Here is a 14,113-nt window from a genome sequence, read left to right as displayed (position 1 = left end):
TCTCATATTTAAAGCTTATTTTACGAAAAAAAGGTATACTGGTTATAATTTAAGTCCCCACTTTTACAGAGGAGGCTACACTAGTGTCTGACTTTAATTTTGAGCAGCTGTATTTGCGGTCTTCTACCGGGTTTGCGGTAGTCTCCACGAAAGACGGTACTGTGGTTAAGTCCAATCCTGCATTTCGTAATATGCTTGGCTATACAGAAGCTGAGCTTTTAAATATTCATTACCTGGATATTGCTTATCCTGATGATATCCATAAAGCTGATCATGATGACATAATGAACTATTTGCAGCAGATGCCCGGGGGGGCAATGGATACAGAGAAGCGCTTCCTGCGCAAGGATGGCGGAATGGTATGGGTAGCGCTGCATATATTCCTTATTTATCACGAGTCAACCGGCGATCCTCTCTTCTTGATTGCTGAACTGTCAGATATTACAGACCGTAAGCTTGCAGAGAAGAAGCTTCAGGAGAATCAGTATTTGTATAATTTGATTACCCGGAATACGCCGGATTTGATCTCTTTTGGCGATCCGGACGGCACGCTTAACTACGTTTCGCCTTCGGTAGAGAAGGTGCTGGGATATTCGCCTCATGAAATGATCGGGAAGAAGAAGCCGGAATTTTACCATGTGAATGACGCGCTTGAGATGGGGGAGGAAGGCAAGCTTTACTCGGATAGTGACGTTTTTACCCGGAGGGTGCGGCATAAAGAAGGGCATTATTTATGGATGGAGAGCTCCTTTCAAATCATGCGCAACAGCGCTGGAGAAGTGGAGCAGGTATTGACAATTGCCCGCGATATCACGGAGCGGAAGAAGCATGAGGATATGCTGGCCAAAGCGGAGCAACTGGCCCAGATGGGTTCCTGGGAATGGGATGTGGCAAGCAGGCGCTCGACCGTTTCTAAGGAGACGCGTTATATTTTTGGTTTTACCGAAGATAGCAGCGATCATATAACCCTTGACCCCGAGCACATTCGCTCCTGCATTGAACCGGAAGACTTGCATAACATCTTGGATTCTTTGCGTCACACGCTAAAGACCGGGACTAATGGCGAGGCTATGTTCCGCATCAGAACAGCTGACGGGACACTTAAATGTATTGATGCCCACTGGGAGGCTGTTGTGGATGATTCAGGAAGGACAGTTCAAATCAGCGGTGTGGTACAGGATGTAACCGAACGCCAACGGATGGAAAAACAGCTGCGGGAAAGTGAACGTAATTACCGCCTGATCTCGGAGAATTCCCTGGACTTCATCTCACGCAATGCTTCGGATGAGCACGCCACTTATCTATACGCTTCACCGATTTGCTTGTCTATGTACGGTTATACATCTGAGGAGTTGGTTGGAACCCGAGGAATGGACTATATTCATCCTGAGGATTTCGCCAGAGTCCATGATTATTTGCAAAACTCTAGGGTAGGGCTAAAGCTGGAGCCTGTCGTTTTCCGCTATCGCCGTAAAGACGGCTCGTATGTTTGGTCAGAGACAACCATTCATTATATCTACTCCGGTGAGGGGGATATTCAAGAGCTTGTCTGCGTAACACGTGACATTGCGGAGCGGAAGCAGTATGAGATGAAGCTGCAGGAGAGCCAGAACCGGTATAAATCCCTTTTTGAATACAACCCTTCCGCAATCAGTGCGATGGATTTGGAGGGCCAGACATTATCGGTAAACTCCAGTTTTCAGCTTCTCACCGGTTACTCCAGAGAGAGTCTGCTTTTATCCAGCTATAACGAAATTATTGATCCGGATGAAATGGAATATGTGAATGAACGCTTTGAATGCGCCGCTAACGGACTGGCCCAGACGTTTGAAAGCAGGCTGATCCATCGCGAGGGGCATGTTGTTGAGATTAGTGTGATTTATGTGCCGATAATGGTGAATAATCAGGTTGTAGGTGTATTCGGTATCACGAGTGATATCACCGAGCGCAAACGTCATCTGGAACAGATCGAGAAGCTTAGCTACGAGCATGCGCTTATATTGAATTCGGTCTCGGAAGGTATTTTTGGGATGAACCTTGAGGGAGCAACCATGTTCATCAATCCGGCGGCGGAAGCCATGCTGGGATATGATCCCGGTGAATGGTCCAGCAGCAGTAAACTGCATACCATCCAGCAAACATGGCTCGATAGCGACCCTTATTCCGGACGCCTGAAGACCTTGGATCAGTCATTTTCGGAGCACCACTCTTATGAAGAAAAGGAGGGGGTATTCTGGAGACAGGATGGTTCCAGCTTTCTGGTCAAATACCGCATGACCCCACTTTTCGATAATGGAGAGCGGAAAGGTGCTGTCGTGGTCTTCCGTGACATTACCGAGGAGAAAGAGATCGTGCGGGCCAAGGAGTCCGCGGAACAGGCAGATAAGGCTAAATCGGAGTTTTTGGCCATTATGAGCCACGAACTGCGCACTCCGATGAACGGCATTATTGGCATGGCGGATCTGCTCTCAGGTACTGAGCTAGATGAGGAGCAGCGCTACTATACGCAGATTATTACCAAGAGCGGGGAAGGGCTGCTTCATATTTTAAATGAAGTACTGGATTTCAGCAAAATCGAAGCCGGGATGATGACTCTTGACCTGGACCTGGTGGATTTTCGCAGTGTGATGCAGAGCGTCAGTGATGTATTTTATTCGAAGGTTAAGGAAAAGGGGATAGCGCTTGGCACTGAACTCGATCCGAATCTTCCGCCGCTCATTGTAACCGATGAGGCAAGGCTGCGCCAAATTCTTGTGAATCTGGTGGGGAATGCGGTCAAATTTACGGAGACGGGTGAAATCAATGTCTCTGCAGAGCTCGTCTTATCGCGCGACCCGGGAAGTGTTATCGTTAAATTTACGGTTAAAGATACCGGAATCGGTATTCCGCTTGAAAGCCAGGGCTTGCTCTTTCAATCCTTTTCTCAACTGCATCCCTCAATCAACCGAAAGTATGGCGGAACAGGACTCGGACTGGCCATTAGCAAAAAACTGACTGAGCTGCTGGGAGGGGCAATTGGTGTGGATAGCCGGGAAGGTGAGGGCTCGGAGTTCTATTTCACGGTGCAGGCTTCCCTGCCGGGAAAGGAACGGTTGCGGATGCAACCCTACGAGTACGAGTATTCAGCCGGTGGTGACCCATCCGAATCTATTGCCGGACAGTACGCCGGGGGGGATTATGGTCCCTTGTCCATACTGATCGCTGATGATCATCCAGTGAACCAGCAGTTGCTGCAGACGTATTTGATGAGGAGAGGCTATGTTGCTGATGTGGCTGTAAATGGGGAGGAAGCGGTTCAAGCCGTGTTTTCCCGGACGTATGATCTGGTTTTTATGGATATTCAAATGCCAGTTATGGACGGTATTGAAGCAACGGGGATCATACGTGAGAAGCTTGGGCCTTTTCCGGTTATCATTGCCGCTACGGCTTTTGCTAGAAAAGATGACAGGGAGATGTGTCTGCAAGCCGGTATGCAGGACTTTATCTCCAAGCCGATTGATGTCAAGACGCTGGACCGGGTACTGAAGGAGTGGTCTGCCCGGATCCGAAGATAATTTTCCCGCTATTTTTTGGGAGGTGGTTCGTAATGGTTTGGCTGCTGTATATTCTGTTTGCTCTGCTGTATGCTTTGACGACTTTCTTCGGTCTTGGCCCGGTACTGTTTGCGGATGGTTCGGACAGGGAACGTATGGTGACGCTGGTTGTAGTCGTGCTTATATATGCAGCAATTACAGTGCTGCTCAGGATCGTGCTGAAGCGGCGGCGGAAGCATTGACAAAGTAGATTCGGCTTCATTATATTTAAAGTGTTCGTAATAGTTACGTTTATAATATAGTCAGCGAGAGGGTAAACAAATTGCAAAAAATGAAGCGCGGGGATTTTATCATCATTATTCTGGTTCTGCTTGCAGCAGGGTCCATCTACGGCGTTAAATGGTTTAACAACCAGAACGAGCACTATAAGCAGGGCCATTATTACGGTGGACGGCAAAGAGTACAAGACCGTATCTTTAACCAAAGAAGAACAAATTATCGATATCAAAACCAAGTTCGGTCATAATACGCTAAAAGTGTTCGATTACGGCATACAGATGACGTATTCTGACGCACCTCTGAGAATTGCGCTGGAAATGGGCTTTATTTCAAGGCCGAAGCAGCAAATTATTTGTATTCCGGCCCGTATTATGGTTGAAGTATTTAACCCTAACAAGTCCGCAAATGACGAGGATGAGCTGGATGCGGTTATCTAGCCGTCACATTTCCAGCCTGTAATTTCTTCCACGTCGCGATTTCCTGGCCCTTGTATCGCACGATATGAAGCTTGCCCCGTACCTCTATCCAGGTATCCGCGGGCAAGCTTATTTTTTTGCCGGAATCAAGCAATCTCCATGGGAGTAGCATCAGGTCGTCAAGGCTTGAATAAAGCGGACCAAAGTTCCGCTAGCTGTACCTCATTCAGATTCATACCGATGAATACCACATAGGGCAAGCCCGGATAGCGCGAGGGTTCCCAGGTCGTCCGCATTCCCGCATACTGCACGAGCTGAACCGGCTCCTTTTCGGCCAGGTGGACATGTCCCTTGGCACGCAGTAGGCTGCCGTCCCATTTTTGAAAGAAAGCCTCAAGCTGTTCCCTTGAAGGCACACTTGTCCCTGCCTGCGGATAAGTTAATGTGATGGCGGTTACCTGAGAGAAGGAAGCATCACGCTCCTCATGCGGCTCTTTTACAGCTACTCCTCCATCCTCTGCATAAGTTTTTTTGAGGGAAGCTCCTTTGAAGGCTTGAGATGTACGCTGTGGGACAGGGGCGTAAAGCTCCCTCGGGACAATCCCGGACAGCAGTGGAGTCAAGTTGATCTCGCTGTAATGGGTAAACACAATTTCGGCTTCTGCATTTTGCTTTCGGGCCACTTTTTCAATCTTCCATAACGTTTCCGGTTCTACCAGATCGCTTTTGTTGACGACAATAAGGTCGGCACTTGTAAGCTGCCTGCGCAATGTCCGCACAAGCTGCTTGTCGGCCGACAGGCGGCTGCTGTACTCCAGGGCATTTTCGGCATCAAGTATTGCAACTGAATAATGCAGCGTCAGACGTTCCTGCAAGGGAGATTCCTGAATGGTTTTTATGATTTCCTCGGGATCGGCCACCCCCGTAAGCTCGATATAAATAACATCCGGACGACGACCCAGAAGTACCGACAAACTCTTGGGCAGCTCTTCCTTGCGGCTGCAGCATACGCATCCGTCCAGCAGCTTCTCCACACTTGCACCGGTATGCTCCTGCAAAATATACCCGTCCACATCCCGTTTACCGAGCTCATTCATCACCACGCCGGAGTTCAGATCTCTGGCTTTACTCTCCTTCAGCAAGGAGAGCAGCAAGGTGGTTTTCCCGCTCCCCAGAAATCCGCTCAATAGAATTACCGGTATTTTCATGATCAACACTCCCGTCTAATTCTTTTAATGAAACAAGAATCATATTTTCATAATTCAATTTATACGTACCTTGTCCGCCGGAAAGACCACAAATCTTAAAAGGCCAAACTTTTTGAAATCGCTGTTGACATAGAGTGAATATAAAGTGTACGATATATTAATCGTAATAATTACGATTTAAAAGGAGATGATCACAATGAGAGTAATCATTACTTTGGCATGTACAGAAACAGGCGACCGCAATTACACAACCACTAAGAATAAGAGAAATCAGCCGGGACGTATTGAAATGAAGAAATATTGCCCACGCCTGAAAAGAGTTACACTGCACCGCGAAACCCGTTAAGTATAGGCTGTTCCAGTCATTAAATCTAATAAGTGTTAGGAGATAAACAGATGAAGAAAATCCCCATTACCGTGCTGAGCGGATACTTGGGCTCCGGAAAAACGACTTTGCTGAATCATATTCTTCACAATCGCAATGGCTTGAAAGTAGCCGTGATCGTCAACGACATGAGTGAAGTGAATGTTGATGCCAATCTGGTCAAATCCGGAAATACCCTCTCCCGAACGGAGGAGAAACTTGTAGAAATGTCTAACGGCTGTATCTGCTGTACACTGCGTGACGATTTGCTGCGTGAAGTGCAAAAGCTGGCAGAGGAAGGGCGGTTTGATTATATTCTGATCGAATCCTCAGGCATTAGCGAGCCGGTTCCGGTTGCGCAGACGTTCACATACGCTAACCCCGATCTGGATATTGATTTGACTACGCTCGCTCAATTGGACACAATGGTTACCGTTGTGGATGCCAACCGCTTCTGGCATGATTTTGCCTCTGGCGATAGTTTACTTGACCGCAACCAAACGGCGGGTGATGATGATTTCCGCGACATCGTGGATCTGCTCATAGATCAGATTGAAACCTGCGACGTGCTGCTGCTTAATAAATGCGATTTGGTGGAAGAGAAGGAATTGAACAAACTTGAGGCTGTACTGCGCAGACTTCAGCCTTCGGCTAAGATCATTCGCACCGTTAAAGGCGTAGTTGATCCGAAAGAAATACTCAACACCGGATTGTTCGACTTCGAGAAGACGAGTATGTCTTCAGGCTGGATCACCGAACTGAATAAAGACAATCATACGCCTGAGACGGAAGAGTACGGAATCGGATCCTTCGTATACCGCCGCAAAACTCCTTTTCACCCGCAAAGACTAAGTCTCTTCTTCACTGATTGGCCGGAAGAGATTGTACGGGCGAAAGGGCTTGTATGGCTGGCTACTGAGGAAGATCTGGCGGCTACCTTGAGTCAGGCCGGACCTTCCATCCAATTTGGACCTGCCGGCTATTGGCTGGCTACCATGCCAGAAGCTCAGCAGCTAGAGGTTCTTGAGAACGAGCCTGATGTGATGGCAAAGTGGGACGAGCAGTGGGGCGATCGCCTAAATGAGATAGTGTTCATCGGGGTAAGTATGGATCGTGCCGATATTGAAGCCAGATTGGACCAATGTCTGCTGACTATGGAAGAAATGAAGCAGGATTGGACCAAGTTTAACAATCCGCTGCCATGGCCTGTGGAGCAACTGCTCGAAGCAGCTCAGAACTATGCTTAGAAATTTATAGGAACGGCCAATTCTTTTGGGATAGAAGGATTGGCTGTTTTTTCTTGCTATGCTCAAGAGAGTCTGTGGATTATCATAGAAGAAAGCATTTTATTAATTCGTGTGGCAGAGGACTGTCCCGTTGAGACCGGCGCAGCCTGATAGAGTGAAGATGCTTCCCGCAATACGCAACAAGCGTTCTAAATAGGAGGGGGAACAACTGTACAAGCCCATTGAAGAGATTACATTAAATACATGGCCTGCGGAGCAGAGCATTCTTATGCATGGCTGGGTGCTTCGCTCTGCATCCGGTTATACGAAGCGGGCTAATTCGGTAAATCCTTTATACGGCACAGAAGGATCTGGTCTCCAAGTAACAGATCAAATCAGGCTTGCCGAACAGTATTATGAGGATGCGGGGCTAAAGCCTGTTTTCAAAATAACGCCCTTTATTCAGCCTGCGGATCTGGATGACATTCTGGCCGAGCGCGGTTATAGTGTTGTCGAGCCATCGTCAGTAAGGGTTCTTGACCTTGAGAGGTTGCCTGCTCCGAAGATAGAGTACTCGGTCCATGTGCAGGAGGAACTGAACGAAGAGTGGCTGGAAGTTTTCGCTGAACTGACAGCACTGACGGCAGAAAAGCGGAGTACGCTGCGGAGAATGCTGTCATCTTCACTTCTGAAGCAGGGTTATGCCCTGCTGCTGAAAGATGGCATACCAACCGCCTGCGGACTCGGAATCATTCAGCATGGATACATAGGACTTTATGATATTGTTACAGCTCCGGCCCACCGTCGGCAGGGGATGGCGGAACAACTGCTGCTGGGACTGCTTCAATGGGGGAAGGAGCAAGGTGCATCGGACTCTTTTCTGCAAGTTGTCTTGGCTAATCAAGGGGCTTCGGCTTTATACGACAAGCTTGGCTTCAAAGAGATTTATCAATATTGGTATAGGGTACGAAGCTAGAACCGGAAAGGAAGAGGAGTATGTCAGAATACTGGGGCCGGAGATTTGCGCAGGAAGGCATGATCTGGGGAAGCGACCCCAGCCCGACCGCTTTGATTGCAAGAGATTTATTCCGCCAGCATAAGGTGACTTCCGTGCTTGTTCCCGGAGCGGGCTACGGGCGGAATACCAAGGTATTTTCAATGCATTTATTCCTGCAAAAGGACCGCCGCAGGCTGGTCGCTAATTGTCTGGAGCTGCTGCGCCCCGGAGGGCTGCTCTATTTCACTTGCTTTTCCAATCAGGATCCAAACAACGGCTGCGGCAGGTTACTAGAGCCGGGAACGTACGAATATAAAGAGGGGAAATACGCTCACTTTTTTAGTGAGGACGATTTACGGGAGCATTTTGAAGGGACCGAAATTGTAGAGACCGGTCCATATTCCGAGAAGCTTCCGAGTCCGGAAGGCGGCACCCATCAATACATACTCAGATACATCATCGCACGGAAAATGCCACTTCAGACGAAGGGCTTGGCTTCATATGGTTTAACCCCGCGGCAAGTCACTTTCAGCGAATAAAATATATTGTGGAATCCGGAAAAACCGGGCAGCCTTCTCCTGCAGCGAATTAGCAGGAGTATGCCCATAGTGTAGCCATTTACGGAAAGTACCGGGATGTATGCTGATCCAGTGGCTTACATCGGTCACAGACAGATCGTATACCATGCAAAGTCCGGACAGGATGTAATTGCGTTTGGATGAGCTGGACTGCGTCCTTTTCATAAAGCGGGAAGGCGAAGGCTGGCACAGGATCGGGCTTTCACGGATTAATGCTTCGTTGAACAAAATATGGGCGGGATACCCGAGCAGGCGGCAGGCCTTATCCATATTGGTTTTGGAAGGAATACGGCCTTCGTACACCCAGGCGCTTACACTGCGTGAAGAGATGGACAGCTCTTCGGCAAACTGTGAGAGCTTCACATCTTTGGCCATTAATATTGCTAGCAGCACACGGTTGCGGATTTGGCTCCGCTGGGGGCGGCGGAATCTTTTGACACGGACGCCCTGTCCCAGATATTTTCGGTTGATCTGGGACCATGCCTGAATTTTATGTGGTTCTGGCTGATTTCTAGGCATACTTCCTCCGATTTTTTTTAATAAATACTACAACACTTCTCAGGGCTGAGCAATGGATAATCCTGTAACTCAGAGAGCATGCAGTAACTTTCTTTCAGAACGTCCGGCATTATGATATATTTTAAAATATGAGAAAGTGCATGTGTTCACTTAACGATGCAGATAGGGAGCGAGAAAAAAACATGATCAAACATATTGTATTTTTTAAATTGAAGGAACGTTCACCGGAGAGTGTAGCGGCGACAGTTGCTGTATTACGGAATATGGAAGGTAAAATCCCGCAGCTTCTCTCCTTAGAGGTTGGTGCAGATCTTATTCATTCGGAGCGTTCCTTTGACATTGCGCTTACTGCAGTAGTGGCTTCCCTGGAGGATTTGCAGGCCTATCAGGTACATCCGGCCCATAAAGTAGTTATTGCTCATATCAATGAGGTTAAGGATCTGTCTATCGCCGTTGATTATGAACTGTAAAAGTAAAACTGAAAGCGGTGACTGGAATGCGTGAGCTGGAGTATCCGATGGAAGCGTTGACTTACCTGGTTGTCTTTCTGGCGGCCTGTTTCATTATGTATTTTTGGCTGAAACGGCGGGGCAAACGCGGAAAGTAAAGGAAGCAGCCGGACGATCCTAGAACCTTTTGGAGGTATTGCTGTGTATTATGTCAACCGGAAGCAAATCGAACTTATTCTGGACCAAATACCCGATATAAACACAGGTCTCCGTTCAGCCACGGCTGACTGGAATGGCAGTACATTGATGGGAATGGTGCAGGAACGCAGTCTCCACTTGGCCATTGAGGTCGTAACGGACGTCGGGAGCTGCCTGATTGACGGATTTATTATGCGTGATGCGGGCAGTTATGAAGACATTATCTCAATTATTCACGAAGAGACCGTATTCGGAGGCATTGGGATCTATGAGAAGCTTATAGAACTGGTCGCTCTTCGCAAGCCGCTTGTTCAGGATTATTATGAATGGGATCGCAGCATGCTGCATCCTCTTACTCCGGTACTTCCGGACATTCTGGAGCGATTTGCTTCGGATGTGCGTAATTATCTGAATCAGGAACTGGGAAGGTGAAATTCATAGAAGGGGGGTCCTTGAGATGAAAAAGGCGCAGGAAAGCGGTTCGACAAGGCGTATGATTATGAAGCTCCTGAAGACGAAAGGACCTCTCACCATCGGAGCGCTGGCTGAGGAGCTGGATATAACGGAAATGGGTGTCCGGCGCCATATCATCCAGCTGGAGCAGGAGGGGATTGCCAAAACAAAGGTTGTGCGCCAAGCGATGGGAAGGCCGCTCCATATCTATTCATTGACCGAGCTGGCTGAGGAGTATTTTCCGAAAAATTATCACAACCTAGCATTGGAGCTGTTGCGTGAGTTGGATCACGGGAGCGGAGTAGAGGCAGTTAATGCCCTGTTCGAAGGACGCCGCCGCCGGATGCTGGCCCAGTATGCACCGATGATGGAGAATCGTAATTTGCAGGAACGGGTGGCAGAGCTGTCCTCGATTCAGAATGCCGGAGGATATATGGCGGAATGGACTCAGGAACAAGACGGCTCATTCGAAATTAGGGAATATAATTGTCCGATCCGTCAGGTAGCCGGTCAGTACAGGAAGGCTTGCCAATGCGAGCATAGTCTTTTTGAGGAACTGCTGAACGCCAAGGTGTCACGGAGTGAATGTATGGCCGAGGGAGGAAGATGCTGCAGATACTCTATCGTGCCTAAGTGAAATTTTTATGTAAAAGGCTTCAATTTACTGTCACAGGACTGGTTCTCCCCGCTTATGATAAAAGCAGACATAGGCATTAGCCCGGATCGGGCGGGGAAGAAGAGAGCTTGGGGCCGTAGGGTTGGCAGTATTCCTGATTGCCGGAGCAGCCGTTCTGACCGCAGCATGCATTGCCTGGAGCACTATAATCTCAGCTAAAGTCGATCCCGCTTCCCCTAAATGAAGCAAAGTACAGATGAAGGAGAGATGAAGAGATGAAGAAGAACAACAAAGGCTTGCTGTGGGGTGTGGTTGCCGGTAGTATAGTCGGTTCGGTGACAGCACTGCTGCTCGCTCCCAAAGCCGGAAAAGAACTGCGTAAGGATATTGCGGATGGTGCCTCGACGACGCTGGATAAAGCGCAGGAAATTGCCGGCCAGGCCGGTGACAAGAGCGTGGAGTTGTATGACAAAGCAAAAGAAGTTGTCATTGAGGTTCGTGAGTGGGGGAAACAGCATCTTTGTCCGGATGAGGAGAAAACTGCGGCGGTCAGCGGAATTATTGATGATGAAGCAGTAGCCGAAACAGTAGCAGATGTCTTTACTGGCGATGCCGTACAGGATGACACAGAAAAAAAATCGAGTAGATTTTAGACCCGTGCCGTTTTTCGCTTTTGGCGAAAAGCGGCATTATTACTTTTAGAGGTCTTGAACTGAAGCGGCAAATGGAGTAATATCTGCAATTGGGGCAGAAAGCCAGGTACACTTTGTTTCCGCCTTACATAAGCTACTAAAAACAAGTAGAAGGAAGCGGTGTGTTCGTGCAGCAAGCTATTGCAATACTAGATTCAGGTGTTGGAGGGCTGACTGTTGTCAAGGAAGTGATGAGACAGCTCCCACGGGAGAAGATCATTTATTTCGGAGACACCGCCCGCGCGCCCTACGGACCCCGTTCGACCGAGGAAGTAAAAAGATTCACAGAGCAAATTGTTGATTATCTGATTCAGTTCAATCCCAAAATGATTGTTATCGCCTGTAACACGGCAACGGCGGCAGCGCTCGATTATATTTCGGCTAAGGTATCTATTCCTGTTATAGGTGTCATTCATCCCGGTGCACGTGCAGCAATCAGTGCGACCCAAAGCGGACAGGTCGGTGTAATTGGTACGGTTGGAACGATTAGCAGCGGGGCCTATACGGCGGCACTCCAGCAGCTGTCCCCCTTTGTTCAGGTCGTAAGCCAGGCATGTCCAATGCTCGTCCCTCTCGTAGAGCAGGGCATGTTCCGTTCGGAGGAAAGCTATAAGGTTGTGGAACAATCGCTCGAAGGCATTAAAGACGATCCGATTGACACACTGATTCTGGGCTGTACCCATTATCCATTTCTCATGACTTCCATCGGGAAGGTAATGGGAAACCGTGTCAAGCTGATCAGCTCGGCTGATGAAACGGCACGGGAGATCAGCACGATTTTGTATGAAAAAGGAAAGCTGGCCAGTGGCAATGAAAGTCCCATTCACCAGTTTTTTTGCAGCGGAGATGCTGAAATGTTTCAAAAAATCGCCCGCGATTGGCTGGGAGAGCAGATCAAACGTACCCCTGTTGTATGGCAGGTCTCCTCGTTGTAGCTGGAATTTCTCCCGTAACCTTTCGGGACAAGGGTGTTCTGAATGGACGCTCCGCGAACGGAACGTTGCTACAATCGCTGTTGTCTCCAGATTTTCTGAATTACCCTTAGCGGGTAAATCCGGAGACAAAGGCGAACGCTACCGCTTTTCCGCAATCGTTCCGTCCTCTCCGCTGTTTTCAGCGGGACCCATAAATCACACCAAACGCAAGTCTCTGCTAACCGTGAGACTTGCGTTTTTTTTCACCTTTCCTCTTAAGACCCATTCCAATAATCCGAATCTGCTAAGCACAACAGGGGGCGCATACAATAGATTAAATGACCGCTTTCCTGTTCAATACAGCTGTGTCGAGGGAGAATCTGCAGGACTGTGGCAATTCATAGGGTGAGAGGGATGAGACTTATGCAGCAATATATTACACGCAGGGGAGATACCGTAAGCCGGATTGCCGCGGCGCATGGCCTTACACCTGAGCATGTCGTTCATGGAAATCCGTGGGTGGCCAAACAGGCTTATTTGTACCCCGGACAGATCATATTTTTGCCATCCGCACCTCGCAGGCGTTACGCTCTGCAGGAAGGGGATACCGTAGAGAAGGTCTCAGCGTTGTTCAACATCAGTCTGGACGAACTGGAAAGGCTTAATCCTGGAGTTGCTTCCGGACGCTGCATACCGGGTAAAGTATTAGTGATCCCCCCGCCCGAAACAGATCGTGTTGTAGCTTTGCGCGGGGAATATGGTCCATCTGACGTGGAAAAGGATATCGGGGCGCTCATTAACAAGTATTCCTTTATTGAGAAAGACACTATTGGATCTAGTGTGCTTGGGAAACCGCTGCATTTGCTCAAGTTGGGTAAAGGGTCCCGTCATTTGCACATTAACGCTGCCTTACATGCCAATGAGTGGCTGACTTCACCCTGCCTGATGTCCTTTTTAGAGGAGTATGCTGCAGCTTATGCGGAAGGAAGGACCTGGAATGGTCATTGTCCGCAGGACTGGTTCAACAATTGGACGGTATGGGCCGTTCCCATGGCTAATCCGGACGGTGTAGAGCTGGTACAGGAAGGAGCAGGCCCCGGCCATCCTTATTACGATGATCTGATGAAATGGAACGCAGGACGCCGCGGCTTCCGGCATTGGAAGGCCAATATCCGCGGGGTGGATTTGGGCGATCAGTTTCCGGCTCATTGGGAGGAAGAGGCGGCACGAAGAGGGGTTAAAGGGCCGGCGCCGCGTGATTACGGCGGTAGTGCACCGTTAAGCGAACCGGAGTCCGCGGCCCTTGCGGCGCTGGCGGAAGAGATTCCCGGACATGCAGCGGTATCGCTGCACAGTCAGGGAGGAGAGATTTACTGGAATTACCGCGGGTATGAGCCGCTGGAGAGCGCTGCCTTGGCAGAGCGGCTGGCATCGGCCAGTGGCTACCGGGCTGTCAAATTGACAGGAAGTGATGCGGGCTTCAAGGACTGGTTCATCATGAACTTTCGCAAGCCGGCATTTACGGTAGAACTGGGAATAGGCAAGAATCCGCTGCCACTGGGTGATTTTGAAGATTTAGCACTGGAAACCGGACTTATAATCGGAGCTATTCTTTCAGATGTGAAAGAAAAATGAAACAATTTCAGTAACATTGCGTAATATAAAAGCAAA

Annotated in this window: 15 protein-coding genes; 13 read left to right on the top strand and 2 right to left on the bottom strand. The window is 48.9% G+C overall.

Annotation, left to right across the window (positions count from 1 at the left end; all coding sequences use genetic code 11):
- Nucleotides 1-83 precede the first annotated feature (83 nt).
- The 3 genes from PaeBR_RS17760 to PaeBR_RS17750 all read left to right on the top strand — a co-directional run bounded on the left by PaeBR_RS17760 (nt 84) and on the right by PaeBR_RS17750 (nt 4,249).
- Nucleotides 84-3,554: a PAS domain S-box protein gene (locus PaeBR_RS17760; RefSeq protein WP_410511857.1), complete on the top strand. Its 3,471-nt coding sequence runs from the start codon at nt 84-86 to the stop codon at nt 3,552-3,554.
- 32 nt (nt 3,555-3,586) lie between these two features.
- Nucleotides 3,587-3,775, top strand: a complete 189-nt coding sequence (locus PaeBR_RS17755; protein ID WP_410511856.1) for a DUF6954 family protein — start codon at nt 3,587-3,589, stop codon at nt 3,773-3,775.
- Between the two features lie 204 nt (nt 3,776-3,979).
- Nucleotides 3,980-4,249: a NusG domain II-containing protein gene (locus PaeBR_RS17750; RefSeq protein ID WP_410511855.1), complete on the top strand. Its 270-nt coding sequence runs from the start codon at nt 3,980-3,982 to the stop codon at nt 4,247-4,249.
- A gap of 158 nt (nt 4,250-4,407) precedes the next feature.
- Here the strand turns inward: PaeBR_RS17750 and PaeBR_RS17745 are convergent, their stop codons facing one another.
- Nucleotides 4,408-5,436: a CobW family GTP-binding protein gene (locus tag PaeBR_RS17745; RefSeq protein ID WP_410511854.1), complete on the bottom strand. Its 1,029-nt coding sequence runs from the start codon at nt 5,434-5,436 to the stop codon at nt 4,408-4,410.
- Between the two features lie 196 nt (nt 5,437-5,632).
- Between PaeBR_RS17745 and rpmG the strand changes: the two genes are divergently transcribed.
- From rpmG to PaeBR_RS17725, 4 genes are all read left to right on the top strand, one after another.
- On the top strand, nt 5,633-5,782 hold the full coding sequence (rpmG, locus tag PaeBR_RS17740) for a 50S ribosomal protein L33 (protein WP_338115701.1): 150 nt from the start codon (nt 5,633-5,635) through the stop codon (nt 5,780-5,782).
- A gap of 50 nt (nt 5,783-5,832) precedes the next feature.
- Nucleotides 5,833-7,047, top strand: a complete 1,215-nt coding sequence (locus tag PaeBR_RS17735) for a GTP-binding protein (protein WP_410511853.1) — start codon at nt 5,833-5,835, stop codon at nt 7,045-7,047.
- A 268-nt stretch (nt 7,048-7,315) separates the two neighbouring features.
- Entirely contained in the window at nt 7,316-8,002 is a 687-nt protein-coding gene (locus tag PaeBR_RS17730; protein ID WP_410511852.1) for a GNAT family N-acetyltransferase, read from the top strand.
- Nucleotides 8,003-8,022: 20 nt separating this feature from the next.
- Nucleotides 8,023-8,562 carry a class I SAM-dependent methyltransferase gene (locus PaeBR_RS17725; RefSeq protein ID WP_410511851.1) on the top strand — a complete coding sequence of 180 codons (540 nt, stop codon included), beginning with the start codon at nt 8,023-8,025 and terminating at the stop codon, nt 8,560-8,562.
- Here the strand turns inward: PaeBR_RS17725 and PaeBR_RS17720 are convergent.
- On the bottom strand, nt 8,530-9,120 hold the full coding sequence (locus PaeBR_RS17720; protein ID WP_410511850.1) for a helix-turn-helix domain-containing protein: 591 nt from the start codon (nt 9,118-9,120) through the stop codon (nt 8,530-8,532). The genes PaeBR_RS17725 and PaeBR_RS17720 overlap by 33 nt on opposite strands.
- 182 nt (nt 9,121-9,302) lie before the next feature.
- Here PaeBR_RS17720 and PaeBR_RS17715 point away from each other — a divergent pair, with 182 nt between their 5' ends.
- The 6 genes from PaeBR_RS17715 to PaeBR_RS17690 all read left to right on the top strand — a co-directional run bounded on the left by PaeBR_RS17715 (nt 9,303) and on the right by PaeBR_RS17690 (nt 14,077).
- The gene (locus tag PaeBR_RS17715; RefSeq protein WP_410511849.1) at nt 9,303-9,590 is read left to right on the top strand and encodes a Dabb family protein; all 288 of its coding nucleotides are present in this window, start codon (nt 9,303-9,305) and stop codon (nt 9,588-9,590) included.
- Nucleotides 9,591-9,770: 180 nt separating this feature from the next.
- The gene (locus PaeBR_RS17710) at nt 9,771-10,199 is read left to right on the top strand and encodes a DUF86 domain-containing protein (protein WP_410511848.1); all 429 of its coding nucleotides are present in this window, start codon (nt 9,771-9,773) and stop codon (nt 10,197-10,199) included.
- 25 nt (nt 10,200-10,224) lie between these two features.
- On the top strand, nt 10,225-10,857 hold the full coding sequence (locus PaeBR_RS17705) for a helix-turn-helix transcriptional regulator (protein ID WP_410511847.1): 633 nt from the start codon (nt 10,225-10,227) through the stop codon (nt 10,855-10,857).
- Nucleotides 10,858-11,111: 254 nt separating this feature from the next.
- Complete coding sequence (locus PaeBR_RS17700) at nt 11,112-11,489, top strand: YtxH domain-containing protein (RefSeq protein WP_410511846.1); 378 nt, start codon at nt 11,112-11,114, stop codon at nt 11,487-11,489.
- A 167-nt stretch (nt 11,490-11,656) separates the two neighbouring features.
- Entirely contained in the window at nt 11,657-12,463 is an 807-nt protein-coding gene (gene racE / locus PaeBR_RS17695) for a glutamate racemase (protein ID WP_410511845.1), read from the top strand.
- A gap of 402 nt (nt 12,464-12,865) precedes the next feature.
- The gene (locus PaeBR_RS17690; RefSeq protein ID WP_410511844.1) at nt 12,866-14,077 is read left to right on the top strand and encodes a M14 family zinc carboxypeptidase; all 1,212 of its coding nucleotides are present in this window, start codon (nt 12,866-12,868) and stop codon (nt 14,075-14,077) included.
- Nucleotides 14,078-14,113: the final 36 nt, after the last annotated feature.

The organism is Paenibacillus sp. BR2-3, from assembly GCF_046529485.1.
Lineage (GTDB): Bacteria > Bacillota > Bacilli > Paenibacillales > Paenibacillaceae > Paenibacillus_AQ.
Note: the sequence above shows the minus strand (reverse complement) of the source record. Positions and strands in the feature narration are given on the sequence as shown.

Excerpts from the sequence above, each read along its gene's own strand:
- PaeBR_RS17725 (WP_410511851.1), top strand. The coding sequence starts at position 8,023 with ATGTCAGAATACTGGGGCCGGAGATTTGCGCAGGAAGGCATGATCTGG.
- PaeBR_RS17735 (WP_410511853.1), top strand. The coding sequence starts at position 5,833 with ATGAAGAAAATCCCCATTACCGTGCTGAGCGGATACTTGGGCTCCGGA.
- PaeBR_RS17755 (WP_410511856.1), top strand. The coding sequence starts at position 3,587 with ATGGTTTGGCTGCTGTATATTCTGTTTGCTCTGCTGTATGCTTTGACG.
- PaeBR_RS17715 (WP_410511849.1), top strand. The coding sequence starts at position 9,303 with ATGATCAAACATATTGTATTTTTTAAATTGAAGGAACGTTCACCGGAG.
- PaeBR_RS17700 (WP_410511846.1), top strand. The coding sequence starts at position 11,112 with ATGAAGAAGAACAACAAAGGCTTGCTGTGGGGTGTGGTTGCCGGTAGT.
- rpmG (WP_338115701.1), top strand. The coding sequence starts at position 5,633 with ATGAGAGTAATCATTACTTTGGCATGTACAGAAACAGGCGACCGCAAT.
- PaeBR_RS17745 (WP_410511854.1), bottom strand. The coding sequence starts at position 5,436 with ATGAAAATACCGGTAATTCTATTGAGCGGATTTCTGGGGAGCGGGAAA.
- PaeBR_RS17720 (WP_410511850.1), bottom strand. The coding sequence starts at position 9,120 with ATGCCTAGAAATCAGCCAGAACCACATAAAATTCAGGCATGGTCCCAG.
- PaeBR_RS17730 (WP_410511852.1), top strand. The coding sequence starts at position 7,316 with ATGCATGGCTGGGTGCTTCGCTCTGCATCCGGTTATACGAAGCGGGCT.
- PaeBR_RS17690 (WP_410511844.1), top strand. The coding sequence starts at position 12,866 with ATGCAGCAATATATTACACGCAGGGGAGATACCGTAAGCCGGATTGCC.
- PaeBR_RS17705 (WP_410511847.1), top strand. The coding sequence starts at position 10,225 with ATGAAAAAGGCGCAGGAAAGCGGTTCGACAAGGCGTATGATTATGAAG.